General features: G+C 32.1%; 2 protein-coding genes. One reads left to right on the forward strand and one right to left on the reverse strand.

What is annotated here, in order from left to right; all coding sequences use genetic code 11:
• Window positions 1-120, forward strand: a 120-nt coding sequence (locus NK213_RS17305) for an IS3 family transposase (protein WP_253351492.1), incomplete at its 5' end; no start/stop codon positions are given.
• 415 nt (window positions 121-535) lie between these two features.
• On the opposite strand, the gene NK213_RS17310 is transcribed toward NK213_RS17305, so the two are convergent.
• Window positions 536-11656, reverse strand: a complete 11121-nt coding sequence (locus NK213_RS17310; protein WP_253351490.1) for a hypothetical protein — start codon at window positions 11654-11656, stop codon at window positions 536-538.
• Window positions 11657-12395: the final 739 nt, after the last annotated feature.

The raw sequence follows: 12395 nt of genomic DNA on the forward strand, positions 1-12395 counted from the left end.
GAATTAGAAGTGGAATTAGCAGACTACATCAATTGGTTTAACAAACATAGAATTCATTCTACATTAGGATATTTAAGCCCTATAGAATTTTTGAAAAACAAACTTAAAAAAACTGTCTAAATTTTTGTTGCCATTCCAGATCAGTTCAAGAGAGTTAGCCCTCTTGGAAGCGGCCATGTAAATTTCTTGGGAAAATATGTTTTTGAAGAAGAAAAAATAATAAGTGAAGATGGATTACGACCATTAAAAATAAAGTCTTAGAAGTAATTTTCTAAGGCTTTATTTTTAAATGTAGGGTTTTCGGGAAAAAAACGGAGCTTGGCCTTTACAAAAATATAAAACTACGCTAGAAGCACTGTAAATACTAGCGTATTTTTTTATGTTTGCACCTGGTGGCACCGATGCTGGGACTACCCCAATTACGACCCCTAAAAATAGAGACTGACAGTCAATGACTGAAAGCCTCTATTTTATTGATGAAAAAGCATATTTGGTGATATGTTTTCAAAAAAACGCACCTACCCCTATAAGATAATTAAAATACTGCTTTTAGAGATACTCCGACTCTGAAATCTTCTTGATTTTGGCTTCCTGCTGAATATTCACCTGTTAAGAAAAAACCATATCTATTATCCTGCTCTGTTCCTATCTCTATTCTCGTTTTTAGTATTCCAGCCTCATCCTCGGGTTTCGCAAGGTTGTGGTATCCGTCTTCTACTGATACTAATCTTGCTTTTTCTCTTTCGTTTAGATCTCCTAATTCATATTCATATGCTAAATCCAGGATACCTTTTAGTTTCCATGCTGATTTAGTTCCTAAAGGTATAGAACCATCAAGCTTTATTCCTGCTTTTGGTTTTACACTCCATGCATCACTTCCCTTTACTTTTAATCTTTCCAGTCCATCCTCTTCAAATGTAGGTCTCATTACATACATTATTTCCAAACCGGCATAAGGAGTTATATTGCTGTTTTTAGTTATCCCAATCTCTCTTCCGAAAAGATTATCTGATTTAATACTGTAAGTCTGGAAGTTTCCGTTCATTTCCGATCTTCCTGATACATCCCAGTCTATATTTCTATCAATATTATGATTACTTACTCTTCCAAGGAGGTCATTTGTTAATATCCAGTCTCCTGACTTATATTTATTATGCACACCCAACTGAATTGTGTCTACCCATTCTTCACTGTCATTTCCGTCATTGAATTCAAAGCTTGTATGAGCATATCCTAATGAATACCCAAATGTATGTCCGTATGTTCTTTCCACTTCTCTGATAGCAAACACTCCTGATGTTTCATAATCATAGTCAAGAACACCGCTTGTATTTTCTTTTACTGTCCCTTTTCCAACAATTACATTTATTTTTACATTTTCTTTTGTATTATTTTTTGAATTTTTTAGCAGTTCCAATGAGTTATTAAATATATCAGATATAGTTTTTTCTCTTTGATTTATATTCGCATAAACATCTCCTGCTAAGCTTGAAATATTTTTTCTAAAAGATTCTTCATTAGTTATTTGATCTATTTTATCATAAATCTGACTTTTTTCATCTTTACCATTACCAGTTAGATAATTGTCTTCTAATGTTTTTCCAAATCCTTCATACCATGATCCACCTGTGTATAAATTATAATCTTTTCTTTGAGCATAAATATCATACCCACCTTTTAAGTTCTTCACTGGTGTAATATCCCAAGTTAGTGAGCCGCTTTTCATTAGTAAGCTTCCTGTTGGTGTTGTTATTTGACCGCTGCTTGTTAATATTACATTTTCTATTTTGTATGTATTTGCAGTTGTCCCTAGTGTATATGTAGGTACTACTATTATAGGATCTATTATAGCTAGGCTGTTTGACTGAAAATACGGTTGAGCTGAAGAATATATAATAAAATCATGTTCTTCATTATCAGGTCCTACTGCCTTTCCCATTTGTAATCTTGTAGGATCTGGAGTTATAATTAAATCCAAACCTTCTAATCTGAAATTATCATTTACAACCACTAAACCAGAAGTTCTTAGTATTGGTTTTACAAAACTACTTGTTAAAATATCTACTTTTGTTGCATTTGATGTAGATGAAACTGATGGATCAATATAAATATTTCCACTATTTAATATTACTGTTCCAGATGTTGTTAATAATCCTGTACTATTTGCTCCATAAATTTGTATACTTCCATTATTATCAATTATAGAACCTGTCAGTGCACGAATTCCTGATGAATTGTCACCTCTCGTTATTATTGTACCATTATTTGTCACTTTAGAATTTTGTACAACTATTCCTGTCGAATCATCTCCCGTTAACTCTATTAAGCCATTATTTATTGTATTCATATTAACAGAGTACATTCCGAATGCTCCTGATGAATTTGATAAAATAGTTCCATCATTTGTCATTGTAGGTTGATTTGCCATGTTCTTTTGTGAACTATCACCATATATTCCAGCACCATCTTTACCTACTCTTATTGTAGAAGCAGAACTATTTGAAATAGTTGAATTAACTCCATATATTCCTACAGAATAGTTACTATTTGTAGTATCCACAGTTCCGTCTGAATTATACAATACCATCGAATCTCCTAAATCCATATTTCCATTATTTACTACTGCTCCATCTTCTAAATATATCCCTACATTTCCTACTCCTGTTGTTCCAATTACATTTCCATTATTTGCTACATTACCTCCAATAACAACAAATCCGCTATTATTGTCACCATTCATTATCATATCAGAAGTATTAAAGATATTTGCTGCTCCTGATGTATATATATATGTCGAATCACCTATCATTTGTACTTTTCCTGTAGAAGTATTATTAAATGTCCCGCCTTTAGTTAAAACAAAACCAAATGATTCTTTTCCTATTAATACATCGTTATTAGAATTTACATTCACTGTTCCTGTTGATAGTCCATAAACACCTACTGATTTATCTCCCATTTCTAATTGGCTACTTGGGCTAAATGTAGCTGTCCCTCCATCAAAATATATTCCTATTGCTTGGTTCCCAATTTTTAAAAGGCCGTTTTGGTTTACTGTACTTCCTGCATTATAAATTCCTACTGATTGGTTTCCTGCTATTATATTATTAGAATTTATTATCCCTGCTACAACATTATCATAGTATATACCTGCGCTTGAGTCTAAAATACTTGTAGAATTTCCTACCGTTATAGTACCAGTATTATTAATTACTTGTATTCCAGCTCCACCTGTATATATACCTACTGATCTATCTCCTAAAAGTGTTATTGTTCCAGCATTGTCTATACTTCCTGTTAAATTATCTGAATGAATTCCGATTACATCTATCTTTATAGCGTTTAAATTTCCAAAGTTAGACACTGTATCTCCATCTTTTATATAAAGAGCATCTGAACCTTTTCCTACTGTAACGTCTCCATAATTTGTTATTTTTGAGCCACTGTCTTTTACACTAATTCCAGTAGCATTATCTCCCACATTTATTATTCCTGAATTATATGCTCTTGCACCATTTTTAGCATATATTCCCGTTGAACTTCTTTGTAGGTTTATCTGCCCTTCATTCACTACTTCATAACCTGCATATCCTATTATAAAAGGCACTGTTGAAGAAGTTAATCCATCAACTGCTATTCCTGTCTGCCCTTCTCCTGTTCCATTTACAGTCACATTTGTACCAAACCTTACCACTGAATTTTCTCCTGTAATTGCAGTAACATTGTTAGTACCTAGCTCTACTACATTAATAAATGAATTAGTAAAGTTAAATTGTGCTGTTTGGAATAAACCTAAAATAAATGATGCTCCTGGTGCTATACTTTGTATTCTTAAATTTTCTCCTAATCCTGTTATACTTCCTGTTGAATCAAAATAGAAAATCGCTGCATTTGTTCCACTTACATTCACTTCTACATTTCCAGTTACTGTTAAATTCTCATTTCCTGCTAGATATAATCCTGCTGCATTATTTCCAACAAGATCTAATGCCAATGAATTTATTCCTACTTCAGTATTTTCTCCGTATATCCCTATGCCATTTTCGCCTACCTTTATTCCGCCATCTACTGTTAATGTAGATCTGTTTGCGAAAACTCCAACTCCCTCTGTAGATGCTGACATGTCTATTAATGAAGATGTCCCTAATGTAACTATAGAATCTGCTTTCAATATTGCTGTATCAGCATTGGCTGCTAATATTCCAAATGATTTTCCAGAAGCTACAACAGATGTTACTGCTCCGTTATTAACTATCTCTATTTTTTTATCTCCATAAGCTGGTGCTGCTCCAAGTAGATTAACTCCATAAATCCCTACTCCTGGAGAATTTATATCTATTGTACCTTTATTCTCTACTTTTGAGCCATTTGCACCTAATAATGCTATAGAGTTTTCTCCTGATATTGTTATTATTCCAGAGTTAGTAATTTCTCCATAATCTGCAACTATAGCAACAGAGTTTTCTCCTGATAAGTTTATTACTCCTCCTGAATTATTCAGAACTATGTCTGATCTAACACCACCTGCAAAGTTCTTTTGAGCTATTACTCTTTCATTATCTAATGATCCTGTCATTATAATTCCCGGTAACACAGTTATTTTTGATGAAGTAAATTCTGAATTATTGTAAGCATTATTAGCATTATCCAAGTCAACATTTTGATCTATAATTAATTCACCCTTATTTATAAGGAAAGTACTAAATGATGTAACAGAGGCTGGGTCTACACTAACTTTTGTTCCTGTTAACATTGTTAAAGATCCTGGTACTAAACTACTTAAATTAGTTGTTCCTCCAGTTGATTCTATTACAAATAATCTTGCACTTTGATCTGTTAGTTTTACATTTAAAGTTCCTGTTCCAGTAAATATACTATTTAAGAAAGTTTGTATCCCTGCATCAGAACTATCTCCTTTTTGATAAAATCCTGTTCCTCCTGCCCCTATTTCGGCTTGTACTGTACCTGACACTAAGTTAAAATATCCTGTTGGAGTCGCCCCAGTAAATGATGTATAAAATAATATTCCATTATCATTTGCTTTAATTGTTGCTCCATTATCTAAATTAATAGTTGAGTCTTCAGCATATAAAGCTACTGCTGATCCTCGAGCTTCCACTATTCCACCATTTACAAGTGTATTTGATAAATTCCCCTTACTGTAAACCCCTACACTTTGATTAGCATTTACTGATACATTTCCTCCCGTTATATTTACTATTCCATTGTTATTATAAATTCCTACTGATCTGTCTCCATTTAATGTAATTGTTCCACTATTATTTCCTGTAGCTCCATTTGTTATTATAATTCCTTGAACATCAGTAGGATAATTCCCTAAAACATCTTGTTGTGATTCTATGGTTCCTGTATTTGTAATAATTGATAAACCATCAGCTCTTAATCCTGTTGATTCAACTCCAGTTATTTGTATCAGCCCTTTATTTAAAATCGTACTTGCTGTAATTGTATCTGTTGAATAAATTCCTATTGAATTAGCTCCTATTTTAATTACTCCTGCCGTATTATTTAAAATACCTGTTCCTTCTCCTGAGTATATTCCTACTGAATCATCTTTTAAATTAATTTCTCCATTAAATACAATATCATAACCTGGATTTGTTAAATCTGCCCAAGTAGCTCCTGTATACTTCCCTTTAGTACCTATTCCTATTATTCCATCTTCTTCTGAAGTTATCTTAAAACCTGTGTCAAATAATAAAGAAGCACTGTCTGTACTTATAATTATTCCTTTCAATATATTGTTTAATGCCTTTTTTATTATAATCTCATCATTTAGTATAACACTTCTATTTTGTCCTATCATCCCTACTATGAATGTTCCTCCACTTGTACTTGTTAATTCTATATTTCCTGTATCAAAAATATTTATTCCAGATGATATATAATCACTTATTTTATATACTGCTGATCCAGCTCCATTGATTTCTACACTTCCAATTTGTAAAGCTGAATCTACTACCTCATCAAAATAATACCCTACTGAATTTTCTCCTAATTTTCTTACTCCACCTGCTCCTGTAAGAGTACTATTTTTAGCATAGACACCTAATCCATTTACTCCTACTTCTATTTTACCAGCACTATTTAGTGTAGAATTTATTAATGAAATACCTATACTTCTATTTGTTGAAGCTGTATTATTATCACCTATTATAATTTCAGATGCTGCATCTAAAGTTAAATTAGACTTATTATTAGCTACAACTCCATTATTATCCAGATATATACCATATACTTCTGCATTTAATGTTCCTGCTGGTAATAACTGCATTATACCATTGTGAGTCACATTTATAGAGTCATCACCATAACCTAGAAGTCCTGAACTTGTAGTTGCAGTTCCATCAAAATAGTTTCTAGCATAAATTCCTACTGTTTCTTTTCCTGATACATTGATAGTTCCATTATTTGTTACTATTGAACCATTAGCAGCCAATATTCCCACTGAATTTTCTCCGCTTAAACTTAATATTCCAGAAGCATTATTATTTATTAATCCATAATCAGCAGCCATTCCTGTTGCTTGATTTTTAGTTAGGTTTATAGTTCCATTATTTGCTACTACTATATCATTTATGTCTGTAACTGCTGGTGTAACTCTTTTATAATTAGTTTGTGCCATAGCAACCTGACCATCAAGAGAATCTGTAATTGTATACCCATTTGTTAATGTCACTTTTGATCTAGACATTTCTATACCATTATAAGCATTACCTAAAAATGTCAAAGCTACATTTTCATCTATTATCAAATCTCCAAGATTTATAGAATATTTTTTATAGTCTGTTCCTGGAGCTGTATTTGTAGTATAATCAATTCCATTTACTATTCCAATTGATGGAATACCAGATAAAGTTAATGTATTTATTGGTTTATTCCATCTTAACAAACTTGAACCATTTTCCATATCTAAAAACATAGTTCCTGTACTACTATTAGATACTAGACTATTTAATACACCAGATATTCCTGTTAAATCTTGACCCTCTACATAAAATGCCATTCCTCTATTATGTATTGTAGCAGTAGGTGTATTTATTATCTTTAACTGACCTTCTGTTCCTATTCCACCAGAAGGATAATTATACATAAGTAAACCTTCTGTTCCTATATCAAATGCTCCTCCTGATACAGTTATTGTAGAACCATCTGCATATAAAGCCACTGAACCATCACTTACATTTATTGTTCCATTTGATATTTCTGTATTTGATCCTGCGCCTTTTGAATAAACTGCCACTCCTCCAAGAGAACCTAAAGTTAATATTCCGCCTGACATTTTAAAATTTCCTTCATTAAAGATTCCTGTAGAACCATCTCCTGAAAATTGTATTGTTCCGCCTTTTTGATATCCTTCATTGCCTAATGTTACATATATTCCTGTTACATCAGTTGCAAAAACTCCAGGTGTTATTTCTTTAGCTTTTATTTGTCCATTATTTATTACTCCTGCTTCTACTAATATACTTTTTACAGCTGAAGAGTATAAACCTACTGAACCTGTTGATATCACAATATTACCATTGTTTTGTGCCACAGAATCCAAACCTTCTGCATACATTCCTGCTGAGTTTGTTCCAACACTAATCATATTCACTCCAGCACTATTTAAAGCTTTTGCTCCGCCTTTTACATATATTGCTGTAGATTTATCCCCGTTTAAAGTTATTTTCCCTGCATTTGTCACTTCATATGGGCCAACTATATACGATACTGTGGAATCTTTAGGGCCGCTTACACCTACACCTACTGTATTAGCCCCATTTGAAAATAAATTAGATGTAGAAGTCAGTGATATTACTCCTCCTGTAGTTCCAAATATAGTTGCATTTTCTGTACTTCCTATATTTGTTGTTGTACTGCTAGTATACGCAACTTTACCTATACTTCCTAAAATAAACTTATACGAAGTTCCAACCATACTTGTTGTATTATCAATATTTGATGCACTAAGACTAAATATTGATCCCGGTTCCAAACTTAATAACGATGCTCCATCACCTGTAATAACGAATTTTCCTATTTGGGCTCCAGTTTCATTATATTGGCTATTTCCAGCTAAATATACTCCTACTCCTCCAGTACCTATTTTAATACTTCCAGAACTTGCATTTATCTGACTTCCTCCAATAGCATAAATACCTGTTGAAGTACCTGCATTTATTACTCCTCCATTTATATTTACAATTGCTTTACCTGTAAAAATCCCAACTCCTGCACTTGACGCTGACATATCTATATTTGATGGTGTATTTAATGTTATTGTTGCATCTGTTAACAAATTATTATTATCTACATATATTCCAACTCCTGATGAGGCAGCTGCTCCATTATAAAGTATATTTCCTGTATTTGTTATATTAACAGTTCCTGTTCCATAAGCCACAGTGGCGGCATCAAATTTATTTGTCCCATATATTCCTATCCCTGAATTACCTGTTCCTGTAGTTCCTACATTTATTGTCCCTGTATTTGATATAACTGAACTATTTGCACCAAATATTCCAGTTGATTTATCTCCTGATGTTGTTATTGTTCCTGTATTTGTTATTGTTGCAAAATCTCCTGCAATTCCTGTAGAGACACTTCCACTTAAGCTAATAGTACCGCTATTATTTAATACTATTGCTCCTACTCCTGCACTTCCAGTATAATTTCTTTGAGCTATACCTATCTGATTACTTCCTATTCCAGTTATAGTAAATCCATTTCCAACTTGAATTGATGAAGATACAAAGTTTACTCTTGGAAAATACTGACTTCCTGTTCCAGTTAATGTTGTATTTCTATCTACTAAAACATTTGATTTATTTATTACAAAATATCTATATGTTCCACCGCTTAGATCATTTATTGTTGTATTTGTCACTGCTGTAGTACCTAATACACTTGATAAAGCATTTAGGCTAAGTATTCCTGTTGGCTGATCCCAACCAACTAAAGTCGATCCTGTTGCCATATTCAAAGCTAAATTTCCAGTTGTTACTAAACTAGAAATATTTGGAGTATTTCCACCTGTTATATAGAATGCTGTTCCTCCATTATTTATATTAGCATTTGCTGTTCCTGATAGTGCTCCTGTTCCACTTCTATAAAACATCAAACTTTTATCATTTACATTTATTATTGTTGGATTTAGTAATTTTATTGTGGCAGCATTTTCAGAATACAGTGCTGTAGAACCGCCGCTTACTGTTATAGTTCCTCCGTTTAAATTTGTATTAGATGCAGTTTTTGCATATACCCCAATACTGCTTGGTGTTGATGCTGTTATACTTCCTGCTGTCATAGTGAATGTTCCTATATTATAAACTCCTGCTGAACTGTTTCCTGATACATTTATTATTCCAGAATTTGTTCCTGTTGATGTAGCATCTACTACAACCATTCCTATAGAATTTGTTCCAGTTACTGATATTTGCTTTGTCGCCGTTGCTGTATTTACTACGTTTCCTCCATTTATAGAAAATAGTCCAGCTGAATTATTTCCTACCACTTGTATAATTCCACTATTAGTTCCTGTTGCTCTTAGTACAGTAGTACTAAATCCATTTGCTATAATACCTAAATCTGAAGTGCCGTTAACATTTATTGTTCCTGTATTTATTGCTGTAGGTGTTCCATTCCCACCAGCAGCTACAGTCCCATAGTCTACTCTCATACCTAAATTGGAAGTGCCGCTTACATTTATTGTTCCTGTATTTGTTATATTATCACTAGCAGTTACTTTTAAAATCATTCCTGAGTTTCCTGCTCCTCCAGAAACATTTATTGTTCCTGTATTTGCTGCTACTCCTGTATATGCTCTTATAGAACTATTTCCTGTAAGTCCAGTATCCTCTATGATTGCCATTCCAGATGATCTAGAATTCCCAGCTACATTAACTCCAGAAACATTTATTGTTCCTGTATTGTTAAATACCATACCTGTTTGAGCCACTCTAGATGAAAGTTTTAATCCATAACTTTCTATACCACCTATATTAATAGTTCCTTGATTTAAAACTCTTGCAGGAATATTTTCTGAACCAGGAGCATAAACTTGTATACCTATTGATTTTTCACCTTTAAAATCTATTAATCCAGTAGCTTCATTTGTTAATAAATAGCTACTTGCTGGCCTTGCATCATTATCTTCAAAAGTTAGTATAATTCCTACTTTATAACCTGTAAATCCAGCAGGATTTCTTGTCACTGCCACTGTTCCACCACCTGCATAAGCTGGTAAAGCTAGATTCACAGTTGTATTTAGGGGTAATACTGTATTTAATGCTGTTGAAGTAGTTTCTCCTGCATCTGTTATTGTTTTTCTATTTATTAATTCTCTTTTCCCACTTCCATTTAGATCACTCTGCACTTCAAAACCCACTACCAATGGACCAATTAAATTAACTGTTCCATTATTTATAAGTGAGGCATTTACAGCATTATCTAAAGTTGCTATTCTAGACCCTCCTACTAAAAACCCTTGTGTATTCCAAGTTCTTCCAGCCGCATTTTCTGTTACTTTTTGCGCAGTTGTCAAAGTGTTTATAGAATCAATTGTTAAATCTGATGTTAATATAGCAGATCCACCAGCACTTTGCGATCCATAATCAAAATATACTTTTAATAAAGTAGAATTAAACGCTTTTGAAGTACCCCATGAATATCTAATTGCCGGAGTATTAGCTGTTAATGTAGTTCCTCCTAATCTTCCAGTAGTAGATCCTAATGCTATATTATAGTTAGTACCATTATCTCCGAAAGACATGGGATTTCCAGATAGTCCTCCTCCATCTGTTCCACCAGTACAATTTGGAATCATGTAATTACAAAATGACCCTAGCTTAATATTAAAAACTGGAGGGCTAGATAATGCTGGTGGTGTTATATTAAAAGTAACTGGGGTAAATTCATTTGCTAATACTGTTGGTACTTGAGGTGTTATAGGAGTTTTTATAATTGGTATATCATTAACTAATGGCGCCTGTATTTCCGGCCCCTGTGGTGTTAAAATGATAAATTTATTTACTTGTGGCGTCCCTACTATTACTACAGGTGAAGATGCTGTTACATTTACATCAATTGTCTCTGGAATTCTAGGTGTAGTCAGATTAACTGTTACAGGTGTAAAATCCCCAATATTTATTTCAGGAAATCCAACAGTAGTGGGCGCTTCTAATTTTATTTCATATGGTACATTTTCAATAACCTCTATTGAGCTTTTATATTGAACTGTTGCTTTCTTTGATACTTTTAAAATTTTTGTCACAATTCCTTTTCGAGGTTCAGGTTCTATTTTTGTATCTTTTATTGGTGTAATTGGCTGATACGGCTTATTATTAGAGTTTCCTCCTCTATGTTTATTTTCATAAAAACCTGTAAAAAATACCTGCCATTCTAAATATTCTGGTTTTACAATATAGTCCCCTTGTCTATATAGATCTTTTAATTCTTTATTCCTAACTCTTAAAGATTTTTCAATAAGATCATAATTTTTATTATTTGACACTCCAAAATTAAAATTCTCTGTCATTGTGTCTTGTAATTTATTATAATCATTTGAAGGTATGTTATCAGTACTGGCTTGTGCCAATAACAACGTGCTGAGCGCCAACGTAAATAAAAGAATTTTTTTACTATCTCTCATCTCTCATCTCTCCATTCTACATTAAATTATATTTATTTTTTATGGATAAAATGTAAATATAATTTTTGTTTGCTTGGCTTAATACAAACGAATGAGATTGTTTCGGAGATTTCTTATAGAATTTATCATATATTAATATATTTATTGAAGAGTTGTGTTGTGTCTAATTAAAATTGCTACAATAATTACTAATAATTATACAGACATCTTCATAATCGACAAATGAGTATAAATTAAAAATATACTTTTAATTTATTATAGAATCTTACAATAACTGCATTACCTTATTATCAATTTCCTAGTTTATATTCTTCTGTTAAACTTTTAAAGCTCCGATTACTTCTAAGTGAAATTTTATTATATGATTTTTTAATTTCTGATCATATTTTATCAGAAATATATATAGCAAAGCTTTTAGTAAATTTTTATAAACATAATAAATAATAATAATTTCATTATTATTATAACAGATTTAATTTTAAAATACAATCAAGATAATTGTGTCCATTTTTTCATATTAACGCCACTCTTCTGATATTTTTTTTCAAATTTTATAAAATAAAAAAATTAGCCCTTTTTTTGAGCTAAGTTTTTTTAGATTTAAAATTATTTAAGATTTCTTTTTTCAATAATTATGTTTACAGAATAGTTTCCATCATTTCTGAGCCTGTGATAAAAAGTCTGTAAATAAAAAAATCTTTTTATGATAAACTAAAAACAGGAGGACTTTATTATGAAA

It is taken from the genome of Sebaldella sp. S0638, assembly GCF_024158605.1.
Classification (GTDB): Bacteria; Fusobacteriota; Fusobacteriia; order Fusobacteriales; family Leptotrichiaceae; genus Sebaldella.